General features: G+C 37.5%; 17 protein-coding genes. 1 reads left to right on the plus strand and 16 read right to left on the minus strand.

What is annotated here, in order from left to right; genetic code table 11:
- Window positions 1–106: 106 nt before the first annotated feature.
- From IV512_RS17570 to IV512_RS17630, 13 genes are all read right to left on the minus strand, one after another.
- Window positions 107–1,867 (minus strand): arylsulfatase, encoded by a 1,761-nt coding sequence (locus IV512_RS17570; protein WP_209405756.1) that lies wholly within the window; start codon window positions 1,865–1,867, stop codon window positions 107–109.
- A gap of 123 nt (window positions 1,868–1,990) precedes the next feature.
- Window positions 1,991–2,422: a hypothetical protein gene (locus IV512_RS17575; protein ID WP_209405758.1), complete on the minus strand. Its 432-nt coding sequence runs from the start codon at window positions 2,420–2,422 to the stop codon at window positions 1,991–1,993.
- 208 nt (window positions 2,423–2,630) lie between these two features.
- Window positions 2,631–3,272, minus strand: coding sequence for a DsbA family oxidoreductase (locus IV512_RS17580; RefSeq protein ID WP_209405760.1), 642 nt, complete (start codon window positions 3,270–3,272; stop codon window positions 2,631–2,633).
- A 138-nt stretch (window positions 3,273–3,410) separates the two neighbouring features.
- Window positions 3,411–3,911, minus strand: coding sequence for a hypothetical protein (locus IV512_RS17585; protein ID WP_209405762.1), 501 nt, complete (start codon window positions 3,909–3,911; stop codon window positions 3,411–3,413).
- Between the two features lie 342 nt (window positions 3,912–4,253).
- Complete coding sequence (locus IV512_RS17590) at window positions 4,254–4,754, minus strand: hypothetical protein (protein WP_209405764.1); 501 nt, start codon at window positions 4,752–4,754, stop codon at window positions 4,254–4,256.
- 442 nt (window positions 4,755–5,196) lie between these two features.
- Window positions 5,197–6,423, minus strand: coding sequence for a putative Ig domain-containing protein (locus IV512_RS17595; RefSeq protein WP_209405766.1), 1,227 nt, complete (start codon window positions 6,421–6,423; stop codon window positions 5,197–5,199).
- A gap of 170 nt (window positions 6,424–6,593) precedes the next feature.
- The gene (locus IV512_RS17600; protein WP_209405768.1) at window positions 6,594–7,193 is read right to left on the minus strand and encodes a hypothetical protein; all 600 of its coding nucleotides are present in this window, start codon (window positions 7,191–7,193) and stop codon (window positions 6,594–6,596) included.
- Window positions 7,194–7,440: 247 nt separating this feature from the next.
- Window positions 7,441–8,127 (minus strand): GNAT family N-acetyltransferase, encoded by a 687-nt coding sequence (locus IV512_RS17605; RefSeq protein ID WP_209405770.1) that lies wholly within the window; start codon window positions 8,125–8,127, stop codon window positions 7,441–7,443.
- Window positions 8,128–8,419: 292 nt separating this feature from the next.
- On the minus strand, window positions 8,420–9,418 hold the full coding sequence (locus IV512_RS17610; protein ID WP_209405772.1) for an alpha/beta fold hydrolase: 999 nt from the start codon (window positions 9,416–9,418) through the stop codon (window positions 8,420–8,422).
- Window positions 9,419–9,603: 185 nt separating this feature from the next.
- Window positions 9,604–10,182 (minus strand): NAD(P)H-dependent oxidoreductase, encoded by a 579-nt coding sequence (locus IV512_RS17615; RefSeq protein ID WP_209405774.1) that lies wholly within the window; start codon window positions 10,180–10,182, stop codon window positions 9,604–9,606.
- A gap of 102 nt (window positions 10,183–10,284) precedes the next feature.
- On the minus strand, window positions 10,285–10,866 hold the full coding sequence (locus IV512_RS17620) for a Crp/Fnr family transcriptional regulator (RefSeq protein ID WP_209405776.1): 582 nt from the start codon (window positions 10,864–10,866) through the stop codon (window positions 10,285–10,287).
- A gap of 62 nt (window positions 10,867–10,928) precedes the next feature.
- Window positions 10,929–11,495 carry a DUF305 domain-containing protein gene (locus IV512_RS17625; RefSeq protein ID WP_209405778.1) on the minus strand — a complete coding sequence of 189 codons (567 nt, stop codon included), beginning with the start codon at window positions 11,493–11,495 and terminating at the stop codon, window positions 10,929–10,931.
- A gap of 298 nt (window positions 11,496–11,793) precedes the next feature.
- A complete protein-coding gene (locus IV512_RS17630; RefSeq protein ID WP_209405780.1) occupies window positions 11,794–11,955 on the minus strand; it encodes a hypothetical protein in 162 nt (53 codons plus the stop codon).
- A 246-nt stretch (window positions 11,956–12,201) separates the two neighbouring features.
- Between IV512_RS17630 and IV512_RS17635 the strand changes: the two genes are divergently transcribed.
- Window positions 12,202–12,399 (plus strand): hypothetical protein, encoded by a 198-nt coding sequence (locus tag IV512_RS17635; protein ID WP_209405782.1) that lies wholly within the window; start codon window positions 12,202–12,204, stop codon window positions 12,397–12,399.
- Window positions 12,400–12,610: 211 nt separating this feature from the next.
- On the opposite strand, the gene IV512_RS20100 is transcribed toward IV512_RS17635, so the two are convergent.
- From IV512_RS20100 to IV512_RS17645, 3 genes are read right to left on the minus strand one after another with little or no spacing between them, the layout of a single operon-like run.
- On the minus strand, window positions 12,611–12,997 hold the full coding sequence (locus IV512_RS20100; protein WP_371743316.1) for a mobile mystery protein B: 387 nt from the start codon (window positions 12,995–12,997) through the stop codon (window positions 12,611–12,613).
- Window positions 12,907–13,206 (minus strand): hypothetical protein, encoded by a 300-nt coding sequence (locus IV512_RS20105; protein ID WP_371743317.1) that lies wholly within the window; start codon window positions 13,204–13,206, stop codon window positions 12,907–12,909. The genes IV512_RS20100 and IV512_RS20105 overlap by 91 nt, the downstream gene beginning before the upstream one ends.
- Window positions 13,197–13,658 carry a mobile mystery protein A gene (locus IV512_RS17645; protein WP_209405785.1) on the minus strand — a complete coding sequence of 154 codons (462 nt, stop codon included), beginning with the start codon at window positions 13,656–13,658 and terminating at the stop codon, window positions 13,197–13,199. Before IV512_RS17645 ends, IV512_RS20105 begins: the two co-directional genes overlap by 10 nt.
- Window positions 13,659–14,014: the final 356 nt, after the last annotated feature.

The raw sequence follows: 14,014 nt of genomic DNA on the forward strand, positions 1-14,014 counted from the left end.
AATTTCTAAAACTGCCAATCGATATAGAAACATAACTTTAATACCTATATTATTTATTAAACTGGAATCTAAGGTTTAAGTGTTGAACTAAACCAATCAATTAACTTCAATCTAATTTTTTCATCTCTACCCAAAATGGCATGATACTCTTAGAACCTTCTTGATAAAAAGAAATCAGGTCACAACTCATTTTCGGGATAAAAACATTCTTCATCACTATAGTGTCGGTCGCTTCTTTTTCATTCTTCATCTGATTAACGATGCTGTTGGTTTCCAGATACATTCGTCCGTTGGCTTTTACGGGTTTTATAAACTTGAATTTGATATCATAATAACCCTGTTGAACATTTACTTTCCAAAAGCCATGAATTTCTTCCTGTGCCCAAATTCCGCGTTCGCCACTGGCATCGTTCCTATTTAATATGATGGGGTTTTCAAAGGGGCTTCCGACCTCGATCAGCGGTTGGTTGACAAGATTTTCAGACCTAATCAGTTCGTTGTAAGTATCATCTAAAATCTTTTTAAGGTTCTTTGCAATGTCTTTGTTTTCGAGTAAGATATTTTTCTCTTCATAGGGGTCTTCTTCAAGCTTGAAAAGCTCGAAACTTTCTAATGAAGCATCATAATCGGTCTTAGCTACCAATTTATAGTTCTCTTTTAGCAACGACATATTATTGTATAGCTCCGGGTATTTTCGAGACCAATAAAAGAACAATGGTCTGTTGTTCCATTCTACATCTCTGCCTTTCAACAGTGGTATTAAGCTATTGCCATCAATTTTCTTGTCTTTAGGCAAAGGCACCTGACAGGCTTCGGCCAAGGTGGGTAGAATATCGATATGTGCGGTAGTGGTTTCAATGTCACGATTCTTTTTGAATAAAGCAGGATAACGCAAATAGAAGGGCACCCGAACCCCTCCTTCATATACGTTACCTTTTCGACCCCGCATTCCGGCCACATATCTCGTTTGTTGTGGGCCATTGTCGGTCATAAATATGAGCAAAGTATTATCGGCTATCTTTAGATCTTCTAATTTTTTTAGCAGTCTGTCTACATTATCGTCGATATTGCTGACCATTGCATACACTTTTCGAGCGTCTTCTTTGTCTTTTTCCGACATTTCAGGAAAAGGTCTTCCATCATTTTTAAAGCCTGTTGATGGGTCGATGTCTTTGTAGAGATTATAATACTTCTCAGGTACTTGCAATGGGGTATGCGGTGCATTAAAAGAGAGGTAGCAAAAAAAGGGTGATTCTTGATTTTTCTGAATAAAACTTAGAGCTTCGGTCGTAAAGATATCAGAGCAATACCCCTCGTAGGACTGCTGTTCATTATTATGCCACAGTACCGGGTCAAAATAGCTTCTGTCCCCCTTGAAATATGTAGTAATATCACCCACCTGCCCCATACCGCCCGAAAGGTGTATAACCGATTCATCAAAACCTTGGTCGCTAGGTCTGCTGGGGTAATTATCACCCAAGTGCCACTTACCGAAGATACCCGTTTTGTAGTTTGCCTGTTTCAACATTTCGGCAATGGTAACCTCGTTCGAAGCCATAGTCGCTCCGCCATTATAGGTGTCTCGTATACCTGTACGTAGTGAGTAACGTCCGGTCATCAAGCTTGACCGAGTAGGGGCACAGACCGGTGAAACATAAAAATTATTGAAACGGTTGCTTTCTTTGGCCAGTTTATCGATAGCCGGAGTTTTAACATGCGGATTTCCGGTAACACCCAAATCACCATAACCTTGGTCGTCAGTAATAATTATGATTACGTTTGGATGCTTTTTGGTTTGGGAGAAGACCATTTGGACCATGAAGATGGCTAAAATGGTGGTAAAAATGTAATGGTTCTTTGTTCTCATAGTTTGGTCAACTTAATTGTTCGTTGGTGAAGACTCTAGGGGTTTTTTAATTTTTACCTCAGACGGAAATCGTATTGAAGCGAGAAGCTCTTAAAGTATATCAGGTTTTGTATACTTTATTTTTTAATTGAATTCTTCGGTAAAAGAATCGTCCCATTTAAAGGCGTTTACTATCCACCCGTTATCATTTTTATAAAAAGTGAACTTCAGTCTGATGGCGCTTTTGGTATAGCGAACCAAATAGGTTTCACGAAGTGCGATATCACTAATGGTCTCATTCTTAATTTTTACATAACCAATCGATTTACCAAAACGTTGTTCTAAAAGATTTAGGTATTTGATGGTTTTTTCTTCGATGGCCTCGATTTCATTTAAGGGCATGGGCCAATAGGGAGTCAAGGTGCCAAAAGCTTTTGAAACTTGATTCTCTTGAAATAGGGAAGCTATCGTCATCGAGAGCTCTTGTGTCTCTGTAACATCGCTTAGATATTGTTCTTGTGCAGAAAGCCGCATAATACTGAATAGTAGAACGATCAAAAAGGCCAGATTTTTCATGGGCAATAGTTACGAAGCAAAGAAATTAAAATGAATATAGTGAAAATCATAAGATCTCATATGATTTTCACTATATCAGTTTCTGAATATGTTGGAATCTACTAAGCCCTTCCGCTAGCCCCATAGTATACCTTTAATACTATTGCGGATTGGTTAAAACATTTTTTTGTTTCATCCTCCGTCATTAATTTAACGGCAATTCTTATTGTTATTGAACTAATTCAGAAAGTACTTCTTTAAAAGTTTCTACAGGCTGTGCTCCTGTAATGGCACTTTTTCTATCGAAGACGATAGTAGGCACAGACTTCACGCCCAAATTTTGCCAGTAAGCTTCTTTACTTTTTATTTCATATTTAGCATCGTCATCATCAAGTTTTGCTAAGGCCTCTTCTGCATTTAAACCGACGTCTATTAAGGCCTCTTTAAGCACTTCTCTTTTCGAAACATCTTTTCTTTCGCTAAAAAAGGCAGTAGTCAATCTCATTTTTAGGTCCGTTTGCTTACCAAATGTTTTGGCATATTCGAGCAGTATATGCGCTTCTAAAGTGTTTGACATTCTCATTTCATCATAGTAATCGAACGTAAAACCTAATTCTTCACCGGCTTCGGCCATGCGCTGTTGCGATTCTTTTTGCTGCTCTAGGGTTGAACCATATTTTTCGGCAATGTGCTCTTGCACATTTTGGCCTTCTGCCGGCATATTGGGGTTAAGCTCAAAAGGTTGCCACTCAATTTCAACCTGGTCTTGTATGCCTAGTTCTGAAATAGCTTTATCCAGTCGTTTATAACCAATGGTACACCAAGGGCATACCACATCAGAAACGATATCTATCTTTAATTTGTCTTTCATTATCTTATAATTTATGAACCTACTAAGTCGTAAAAACTTGCCAAACCATACAAATGAGGTGTTCGTAATCTATCAAAGGAGATGTTCAGGTAATTAACCGGTCATCATTTTAAAGGAAAGTGTACAGAAGAATTTTACCTAATAGATTTTTAAATCGGTCATTTTAGAGTATAGTTCTTCTTTTCCGTTTTTAAGAATTCTCAAAAATATACCGGTCTCCTTTTTATATTCACCGATCAGATTATTTTCAATAATATAGGTGAAGGGTCCGTGGGTGAATATATAATTATATCTGTAAGAGCCCTTTTCTTCTATTTTACCATCTAATAAGATAAGGTCAGGCTGTTCTGAAGAAAGTTTAGGTTGGTTCCACGACATATATTTTAAATTTTTATCGTTCGATTGAATAACCATAATGGTGAAGTTTTCATTTTCACAAATAACGAGTTGGGAGCCCATTTCTGGGTCAAGATGAATCACGTTGTCATGCTCGATTAACAGTTCGTTCTCAACTTCAAGTTGCTTCTGTTTTTCTATCAATTTCACTTCTTTTAAAGGTAAATCTTGTTCACTCTTATTGTCTTTGCAAGAGGAAAGCAAAACGAATATGCAAATTAAGAGAGGGATTAATTTTAGCATTTTAAAATATTAAGTTAGTATATAGCATCAAGCTTTAAAAAGTTCTAAAATTAAGTTCAAATTTAGTACTTAAATATGTAAAGGCCGTTGAGCGCCATTACTATTGCATCTGTACACAAATACGTAGAATTATCTAAACCTCAGTTTGATATGAATTTGTGTTTTGAAACGGTTAAAGGTATAGTTAAATAAACTCTCATCTATTGATGATAATCCACTTTGGTATGCTTTAGTATGGCAAACTATACAGATATATGTAACAGTCTAAAAGATGATTAAGCTACTAGAATTATGGTTTTTCGGCTATCGCCCTTACACACTTATGCATGAGACTTAAACTTCCTAAAGTTTTAAATCAATCATTTTGGTATAAAGCTCTTCTTCGCCATTTTTAAGAATTCGTAAAAATACACCTGTAGCATCTTTACTTTCACCAATGAGATTGTTTTCGATGATGTAAGTGAAGTGTCCGTTGCTGAAAATAAAGTGATATCCTCCGCCAGAGCCTTGTTGTTCGATCTCACCATCGAGCAAGATCAGGTCTGGTCGTTCTGTAGAAGATTTAGGTCTGTTCCAGGCCATATATCTTACATCGCTACTTTTCAAGCGATCGACCCTAATAATAAATTTTTCATTTTCGCAATGAATGAGGTTGAGTTGCACTTCTGGATTAAGTTGTACCGCGGCATCGTGCTCGATTAAAAGTTCGTTCTCAACTTCAAGTTCCTTTTCTCGTTCTATCAGCTCGGCTTCCTTTAATAGTATTTCTTGTTCGTTTTTTTTGTTTTTGCAGGATGCAAGTATGGCTAACATACAGATTATGGGGAAGTATAATTTTAGCATCTTAACGATTAAGTGAGTGTATAGGACTAATCTTTTAAAACTTCTTAAGTTGAGTTCAAATCTAGTTCATAAATACGTAATGGTCGTTGAATGCCATTACTATTTCATATGTGCACAAATTAGTAGAATTATCTAAACTTCAGTTCGATATTGAATTTGTGTTTTGAAAAGGTTATAGGTATAGTTGAATAAAAACTCTTCTGTTGATGATAATCCACTTCGGTATGCTCTAATATAAGGCAAATCAGAAATGGCCATTATCAAATTTAGAGCTTAACCCAAATGCCGTTTTTTAATAGTGCAAACCGATGATAAGCTTTCTATGAATTTTAGCTATTCTGAAATATGTCGAACCAATGTTATAATTTTAATCCCAGAATTCCAGGGTAGAATTTTCTGAAAAATATGTAAATAAGGGGTAAACGGAGTCGTGCTATAGAAACTAATCTGTCACCGTCAATTTAATTTGATTTTCTGTAGTGTTCAAAAACTTATCGACTGCAGTGAAAGTCAGTTCAAAATTACCGGTTTCTGTAGGTAGCCCCGAAATCAAGTTATTTTTACTATCAAATTCTAACCAATCATATTCTATTGGGTTTAGTGATAACGTCAATTGTTGATCATCGATATCTTTAAAATAATCTGCCGGCAGTAAAATCTCAAATTTCTCACCAACTTTAATCGTAGTATTTGAGACAGGGTTGAATACAAAAGGTTTAAAAACTTTTGAAGTATTTGCCCAGAATATATCAGATTCTTTTAGTTCGTTGTTATCGATTTGCAAGCGTGTAAAAAATAAAAACTTATTATCGATACTCACAAAGGGTCTTCTGTCCCAATCGTTTGAATTTATAGCCGAATCGAGTACTCTTGGTACGGTCCATTTTTTATTAATATCGCGGTAGGTTACATATAGGTCTGTAGCGGTTTCATCATTTGTATATCTACAAAAAATCAGGTAATCTTCATTCGGGGAGATGAATACACTTTCTTTGTCATTGGGGGAAAGAAGTTCAGAAATGACTTCAACTTTTTGGTATTTTTCATCCACTAAATTTGAGTAAAATAGGTCGGCGGTGAAGCAATTTTCTATGCCTTCACAATTTCTGTTAGAAGAAAAATAAATTGTTCCGTTGTAGGTCATGCTCGCATTTGCCTCCCTACTTATTGAGCTCAAGGGGTTCTTGATCAATTGGGGGGAAACCCAACCATTGGCAGATTTTTCGAGTTTGCCAATATCGGTCAGATAATTTACTTCAGCCTTACTTTGCGCGTAGAGTAACGATTTTCCATCTGGGGAGAAATACGGAAGAAAAACACTTTTGCCTTTTAAAGGCTCAAAAATCATAGGTTCTGTCCAGTCCTCATCCATCATTTTAGAGTAGAAAATTTGTCCGCTGTCATCATTGTTCAGTATGCCAAATGCCATTTCTTGACCGTCAGGGCTAAAAGATATTCCATGCTCAAGTCTACCTTTTACCGACACGATATCAGGGGCAAAGACCACCGGAATAGAGTCTGGGATAGTTTGATTTAAATAGTTCGTGGGCTTACTTAAGGGTTTGCAGCTGAACAGCCCCAAGTTGATGAGAATTGATAGAAATAGTATTAAAGGATTTTTCAATTTTGTAGACTTGTTCTGAGAGGATTTAAAGATGCACATATCCATCCGTACTATTTTATAAATTTTATTCGCTGGTCAATTCGGCAAAACTAAGACAAAGGTTAATGGTAAGGGAAGAATTTTTTACTGTTGTCGTTTCGTTAGCAATACCAAATGGAAATTGAAAAGGGGAGGGGTTGGTTGTTTCGTTTCCGTTTGCACTGATATTCATATTTTTATTCTATGAAGTGTATGGGTTCGGTTAGTTCGGTAAAGCTGGTTCCCGAGGCTAGAGTCATTTCCACTTTAAATACTGAATTCTCCGGAATATTCTCGTGTACTACCAAGTTCAGCAAAAGTTCGTCGTATACTATACCTCCGCTATCTAATGTCTCATTTATGGTTCTTGATGCCATATCGTCACCAACAAATGTGAAATTGTCAGTAACTATTGCTTCCTCTTGATTTTCGGTATCGATGGCCGTAATCTCAATCGAATCGATGGGGTCATTAGTAATTACCTCATTTGGCACACAACTACAGGCGTAGGCGGAGTTAAACCCTAAACTTGAAAAATTTGTGCTCTTATATTTCGCTGTAATCGGTTCATGCTCGAACTCTGAAAAAATAACTAGTCCGAAAGAATTTATGTGAACGGACTCCTCAATTTCAGCTATCTCGAACCCGGAGGTATCAAAAACTCTTAATTCAATACCGTCGTATATTTTCTCCAATTTTTGAGTTCCAGAACAATTACAATCATCATCTTCACAAGAGATAATTATCAACTGAATGAGATAGATACAAAGAAGAGATTTGAAGACCCTTTTTATCATGATAGCTGTTTTTTGCACTACGTCGAGTTACTATAAGTATCTAGCCTTTGAGCGAGGGGTAGTCAAAGTATTGACTTAAGTTGATAGAAATTTAGTTAAATATTTACACTGTAGCAATTTAGCTCGGGCAATTTAGTTGGTATCGGTATCTATCTTCGCTACTCAAAGTATGGTGGTAATTGAAAGTATACGCTCGAATTAAAAACAAACGTCATGCTGAGGTGCTGACAGCGGGTTGTGATAGCCTCTATTTTTTATGATACAACCACCAGTTCATTTCTCTTGTTACTTCATACCCCAATTTTTCATAAAGGGGTATGGCCAGGTTGCCTTTATTGGTATGCAGCACGGGCGTTTTATTTTCTTCTAGAATTTCTTTGGTGGTATGGGCAATCAATTGTTTGGCCAGGCCCTTTCTGGTATGGTCAGGATGGGTAACCACCGCACTGACTTCAATAAAGTGATTGGTTTGCATGCGTTGGCCAGTAACGGAAACTAATTTTCCATTCTTGAAAATACCAAAGTATTGGCCCATGTCAAAAGTTCTTTTTTGATAGTAACCGGGCATCACCAACCAAACTAAATCATAGATTTCATCAACAAAAGTTTCGTCTAGCAAGACGATATCTTCTGTGATTGCAACATCCGATAGTTCATTTAAAACCATTTGACAACCCTCTATTTTTTTCTCTAAAATAATTTTAGTCTCATCTATAGTCGGGTTTTGATTCTCTGAAACGTAGAAGAAGGTATCCGTTAATTTTAAATAGGCATTCGAGGCCTCCAATGTTTTTGTTTCATCGAAAAAAGAACCGAAGGTGCATATTTCAGGGTTATAAAATTGTACACCATCAAACTCGACCGCAAATTTTTTGTGGGTTTCCTTTAATGAATGCCAAACGGGATTTTTTAGTTGTTGCTCTAAATCTGTCATTAAAAAAATAATAAACTACAAGGCAGAAGATTTCGGTAGTTTTTACCTTTTAGCCTTAGCTTTGCGGTCTACCACAAAATTACTGTTTTCTTATCACGGTTTCCGAATAAATTAACCAGATAGGGCTGTATTTATCACCATGACAGTAGTGCCGAAGTTGGCCATTCATTTAGTTCAAACTGTACTTTTCGCGATAGGCTGTTGGGCTGATGCCTTCTTTCTTTTTGAACAACCGCGAAAAATACGGTGGATACTCAAAGTCTAGTTCGTAAATCACTTTGATGCAGACTTCCTACTCCTTCATAAATTGTACTAGCGGTTGTATAAAAGCATCGAATTTCTCAATGTGGGGCAGGTGGCCCACATTTTCAATTTCCACCAGTTCAGCATTCGGGATTGTTTCTTGGGTTCTTTTTCCTAATTCGTCATACAGCCCCATGGTTTTTCGTACCTCTTCTGAAACTAAGGGTTTTCCTAAAGCGGTGCGGTCACGGGTACCTATGATCAGTAAAGTTTTCATCTTTAGGTTCTTGAATTCATAGACCACGGGTTGGGTAAAAATCATATCATAGGTGAGCGCTGCGTTCCAAGCCACGGTCTCGTAACCAGAATTGAGTGTCCAACCTGCCAATAGGTTCACCCATTGGTCATATTCGGGTTTCCATTTGTTATCATAATAGCTGGAAAGCTGATATTTTTTAATGCTTTCGTAGTCTTTTTTCAATTCGTTTTTATACCACCATTCTACGGGTTTATAGGGTGCTTTAAGCTTCCAGTCTTCTAGACCTATGGGGTTTTCCAAAATTAATTTTTCAGTGGTTTCAGGGTACATCAATGCAAAACGGGTAGCCAACATTCCGCCCATACTATGGCCGAGAATAGCGGTTTTTTCAACTTGTAGGGAATCGAGTAGCGTTTTGGTGTTCTGGGCCAACTGCTGAAAGGTATAATGAAAGTGTTGCGGTTTAGAAGATTTACCGAACCCGATCTGATCGGGCACGATTACCCTAAAACCTTCTTGGGTCAATGCTTCGATAGTCGTTTTCCAATAGGCGCCGTTAAAATTCTTGCCGTGAAAGAGAACAATATTCTTACCGTTGTAGTTATCGGGTTCTACATCCATATAGGCCATTTGTAAATGTTGCTCCTGTGGCTCTAGTTGTAAGGTTGAAACGGTATATGGATATTCGTAATTAGCCAACTGCAGGTCTAACCATTGTAGTTCCTCTTTTTGGGCCGTTCCGAACTGCATGATTAAAAGGGTGATAAGAAAGGTAATTGTATGTTTCATAAGATATCTTTAGCTTTTGTTTCGCTACTGCCTCTAAAAATAGCAGACCGCATCAATAAGTTAACCACGCTCACAGAAAATACCAAATACGGGCTGTAATTTATGAAAAGATTAGCCTTTCAGGCCTCGATGGCAATTCACTAAAATGAGAGAATTAGGGGGAGTGGGATAGAAGATAGACTTTCTTAGCTGTTCCGTTCTCCCAAGAGTGCCACTTTTTGCAACCATTTTTCACGAAACGATTCTTTGGAAAGACGAACAGGACCAATAGCGGTAATCTTTACCGATTTCACCCCGATAAATTGTAGGGTCTGCTTTTTCATAGCCTTGTGTGATGGGCTTCCGTTAAAAAGGCGGTAGTACCAAGCAGGTTGGTCCATAGTTGTGATCAAGCGGGCTGTTTTTCCGGTAAAAAATTTGTTCCACCAAAGCGAGCCTTCCCGCTTTTGAAAGGCGAAGCCCGGTAATAGTACTCGGTCTAAAAAGCCCTTCATCAAGGCCGGAATAGAGCCCCACCAAACGGGATAAATCCAAACGAGGTGGTCTGCCCATTTTAATTTTTCTTGGGCCTTTAATAAATCGGGTTCCAGTTCGGTACGCTTCCGATAGCCGTATTGAAGATTGAGATTAAATTGAAGGTCTCTTAAATTGATGTAGACAACTTCGGCGCTAGACTTTTGGGCACCTTTAAGGTAGGCATCCGCAAGAGCGGAATTAAAACTCTCGGCATCGGGGTGACCGTTGATAATCAGTATTTTTTTCATGTAAAAGTATGTTGGTTTTATGTCGAGGTGCATGTGCTGCACCACTACACTGTCTGTTTTTACAAAGTACCGACCAAAATCGTTGACTCCATTTGATATAGATCAAATTCGATGCTTGGGGTTGCGAATTCGGCTCAAGGTTTCTAAGGTAATGCCCAAATACGAAGCGATATGGGTTAGCGCAATGCGATTGGTGATATTAGGATACAGGGTAAGTAAATGCCGGTACCGGTCTTCGGCCCTATTGAATTGTATGGCGTTGAGTCGTTCGCAAAGGCCCAAAAGGGTTTCGGTGACCACCTCTCTGATAAAACGCTCGAATTCGTGGTGTGCCTGGGTCAATCGATTCATTTGATTTTTCGTGAATTCGAGTACGGTAGCATCTTCTAAAAATTCTACGTAGTGCGGACTCGGCTTCTCACTAAAAAAGCTGACAATGGGCGCCATAAACTGATACTCAAAGGTGAACCAGTCTGAGATATCTTTGCCGTCTTTCAAATAATAGGCACGGCCGCAACCTTCTATGATCAAAAATGCCTTTTTTGAAAACTGCCCCTCACGTACTACCACATCCCCCTTTTTGTAAAAGGCCAGTTTTGCATGTTGTAAAAAAGCCTCTTTACAATCGGAAGAAAGGGGTACATAACTTTTCTCAAGTTGCTCGAAGACGAGGTCGGTGTTCATAAAAATGTTCTTAAGGCCAAATTGCCTGTACAAGATACCATAATCTTACCGTTGCAGGCTCTTTATTCAAGTTCGATATTTTTAGTTTCTTTATCCAGTCGCCCTTCAAATTTCGGAACCGCTCTACTTTCCTTTTCTGCTTCTGTTTCTACGATTCCGTTTTCTTTAATATCCTTGATGAGCCATTCCATTTCCATAATTTCTTTGCGCTGAGCTTTGATAATGTCGTCTGCCAGTTTGCGGACTCTTATATCTTTAATTTTTGCCCTTTCGCTGGTTAGAATTGCAATCGAATGATGGGGTATCATTCCTTCCATATAATCGGTATCGGTCACGGTTACCTGACTTCTTACCAACCCAATTGCACCGATAATCATTAAAGCCCCCAACCCCAATATAGCCATGTTGGCCTTGTTGTCTTTGTACATGTTCAGCATAAAGAGCAGCATAATGATTATCATAGCACCTCCCATGATCAGGGTCATAAAAAATCGAGTTTCACTGAACCAAAAGTGGTCAATTATTTGAAAGGAATGGGTGTACATTAACAGAAACATGGCAATCATCGAAGTCGCAATCATTGCAAAGAATTTCCCATATTTCTTTTTATCGCTTTTTCCGTTTTCCATTTTTGTTCAAATTTTTAATTATACAATTGCCGACATTCAGCTTGATGCTCATACCCCGCTAGGTACGCCACTTGCAATAGCAGTAGGCGAGTGGTAGTGTTGTCGGCTTCAGGGAAAATTAATTAAAACAGCATGGTTCTATTACACCAACAGATTCTAAAATGATCTCGTTTGCAATAGATTCAACCAGTAAACTGGGGATGCCGTTACCTCGTGGGAAGACGAGAGCTTAGTTCATCGATAAAAAAGCAGCTTTAAACAAATCGTATATAGCTTGTGATGGGGTTCTGGCAATGTGTTATTCATTCAAATCTAAATAGTAAACTTTTGCCGACTCTTCAATTTCTTCATCTACATTTCCATCATATTTGAACCTATGAGTTCTCCATTGATTATAGGGCTTGTAGAATTGAAATGTAAAACGAATTGGTTGTCGGTCAAATTTTACCAAATAGCTCATGAGAACGAAACTGTCCGATAGTTTTTTTCCACGATTAATTCATATCCATAATATTCCCCAACAAAATCCTCATCTAAGGAGACTAATTGTTGTTTCAACTTTGTAACTGCGTCTGTTGCTCGTTTCATGCATTTATTATTCGAGTAAAGACTGTCTAAGGCTTGTGAAGCTCCATTATTTTGATTTTTTTTAAAAAACTTAGAGACAATCTCCTTAGGTGTATTTTGCCCTAAAGCGATGGATGAAATGGAAAACAAAATTATAGTCAAGTATGCCGTGAAGAATTTAGTATGTGTCATATTTTATTTTACCAAAGGGCTATATGAAGTCATGCGATTGCATTTCGGTTGTCGTACCGTAAGTTACGTAAAAAAGAAAAATACAAAGGAGCATACCAGATTGCATATAGCCCTTGTGCCTCTTGCCCAAAGCAGCGAAAAATAACGATGAATGCGCTATACGAAAGCGGTAAGTCTTCATTTTTTGGGGAAGGCCCTATGACGAAACTTATGTTTCCGTATTGCCTGGATAAATAGAAGATGAATCGAATGAAAAAAGCTCAAAGAAACCGATTATAGAATCTATGGGCCTAGAAAAGTATGGTCTCAGATCAAAGAAAAATTTGTTTGTTTTTCACCTCAGTTCTTTGTTGGCCTTAGTTTTTTGCAAACTCAATTAGTGGTTTAACATTTCCATTGTCAGCTTCTTTCAATGTATTAATATACTCTTTTCTTATTTCGTTAGCTTTTACCATATTTGACTGATGCCACGAAAATATTTCATTTCCAAATATTGATTCCATAATTATGTCCGCCATCATTCTTGAATGTCTTCCATTCCCATTTGGGAAACAATGAATAGATACTATTCGATGCTTGAATCTAATTGCTATTTCTTCTGGTGAAAAGGTTTTGTTTTCTATCCAATATTTGGTGTCGTCCAATAAATTTTTTAATTCAAGCCCAATTTTTGTAAATGGAATTCCGATATTTTTTTCAGTTCTTCTAAATTCACCAGCCCATTTCCATACATCACCATACATTTTTTATGTAAGTCTTTAGCAAACTTTTCTGTCAAAATATTTTCAGGTTTCAAATTTGTGTGAATAGTCCATTCGACAGCTTTTTCAATGTTCAGTTGCTGAAATTCATCCAACTCTCCTTGAGTCGTAATTGATTTTATTTTAAGACCATCCTTTTCTTCTTCATCTAAAGGTGTATGTCCATTTTTGTAAACGAATTCTAATCCCATAATGACTTTCTCATTTCTCGTTTTATTTCATTAGCAAGTTCCTTTATGGTTTTGGCTATCTTGTCATCTCCTATTCCTTGGTCCTCTAATTTCATATTTTGATTGGTCCGTAATACTATTTTTTGGGCCAGTTTATCTGCTTTTTTCTGTATTAAATCGTCTATGGTCTCATTTTTTGGGACCAGTGCATATACCAATTTTAAATCTAGAGCCATGGCAACATCTTTTAAAGAATTGAGTGTTATCGTGCCATTAGCCTCACTTTCCTCAATTCTATTTACGCCTTGTCTTGTAATATTTAGTTTAGCACCAAGTTGGGCCAGGGTCATATTAAGTGCAGTTCGAATAGTATTTATCCATCCACGTTCCGGGACCAGGACCTTTCTGCTTTCAGAGAATGGTTGTAGCTTTTGGTCCAATTGTTCGATTAAAAGTTTTCGCTTATTTCTCATTTTTTGTAATTATTTAAGTTTACAAAACATAAATAATGTAAACTTTTATGTTTACAAATATATCAAAAAGTCAATATATAAGTTTACAAAAAATAAAAAAAGTAAACTTAAATGTTTACTTATGGTTATTCTTTAAATTAAAGCCAACGCCGCGCTATATGAAGTCCGGCGGTTTTTTATGGAAATTTAGCAAAATCACCATAAATATGCCGTGGCATGTTTCGTAACGAGTCCACGGGAGCGGACGTGCCGTCAGTGATTTTGCGGTATTGGGAATAAAATCTGTCGACCAGATTGCATATAGCGTCCTGATATGTCGAGTAGTTGAGCCGTGGCGGCGGTTCTTGCAAATAGTC

It is taken from the genome of Pseudozobellia sp. WGM2 (assembly GCF_017810075.1).
GTDB lineage: Bacteria > Bacteroidota > Bacteroidia > Flavobacteriales > Flavobacteriaceae > JADNYK01.

Excerpts from the sequence above, each read along its gene's own strand:
- IV512_RS17630 (WP_209405780.1), bottom strand. The coding sequence starts at position 11,955 with ATGAGCTATTTGGTAAAATTTGACCGACAACCAATTCGTTTTACATTT.
- IV512_RS17635 (WP_209405782.1), top strand. The coding sequence starts at position 12,202 with ATGGAAAACAAAATTATAGTCAAGTATGCCGTGAAGAATTTAGTATGT.
- IV512_RS17570 (WP_209405756.1), bottom strand. The coding sequence starts at position 1,867 with ATGAGAACAAAGAACCATTACATTTTTACCACCATTTTAGCCATCTTC.
- IV512_RS17605 (WP_209405770.1), bottom strand. The coding sequence starts at position 8,127 with ATGACAGATTTAGAGCAACAACTAAAAAATCCCGTTTGGCATTCATTA.
- IV512_RS17615 (WP_209405774.1), bottom strand. The coding sequence starts at position 10,182 with ATGAAAAAAATACTGATTATCAACGGTCACCCCGATGCCGAGAGTTTT.
- IV512_RS17625 (WP_209405778.1), bottom strand. The coding sequence starts at position 11,495 with ATGGAAAACGGAAAAAGCGATAAAAAGAAATATGGGAAATTCTTTGCA.
- IV512_RS20100 (WP_371743316.1), bottom strand. The coding sequence starts at position 12,997 with ATGTATGGTGATGTATGGAAATGGGCTGGTGAATTTAGAAGAACTGAA.
- IV512_RS17585 (WP_209405762.1), bottom strand. The coding sequence starts at position 3,911 with ATGCTAAAATTAATCCCTCTCTTAATTTGCATATTCGTTTTGCTTTCC.
- IV512_RS17590 (WP_209405764.1), bottom strand. The coding sequence starts at position 4,754 with ATGCTAAAATTATACTTCCCCATAATCTGTATGTTAGCCATACTTGCA.
- IV512_RS17580 (WP_209405760.1), bottom strand. The coding sequence starts at position 3,272 with ATGAAAGACAAATTAAAGATAGATATCGTTTCTGATGTGGTATGCCCT.
- IV512_RS17610 (WP_209405772.1), bottom strand. The coding sequence starts at position 9,418 with ATGAAACATACAATTACCTTTCTTATCACCCTTTTAATCATGCAGTTC.
- IV512_RS17620 (WP_209405776.1), bottom strand. The coding sequence starts at position 10,866 with ATGAACACCGACCTCGTCTTCGAGCAACTTGAGAAAAGTTATGTACCC.
- IV512_RS17595 (WP_209405766.1), bottom strand. The coding sequence starts at position 6,423 with ATGGATATGTGCATCTTTAAATCCTCTCAGAACAAGTCTACAAAATTG.
- IV512_RS17575 (WP_209405758.1), bottom strand. The coding sequence starts at position 2,422 with ATGAAAAATCTGGCCTTTTTGATCGTTCTACTATTCAGTATTATGCGG.
- IV512_RS17600 (WP_209405768.1), bottom strand. The coding sequence starts at position 7,193 with ATGATAAAAAGGGTCTTCAAATCTCTTCTTTGTATCTATCTCATTCAG.
- IV512_RS17645 (WP_209405785.1), bottom strand. The coding sequence starts at position 13,658 with ATGAGAAATAAGCGAAAACTTTTAATCGAACAATTGGACCAAAAGCTA.
- IV512_RS20105 (WP_371743317.1), bottom strand. The coding sequence starts at position 13,206 with ATGGGATTAGAATTCGTTTACAAAAATGGACATACACCTTTAGATGAA.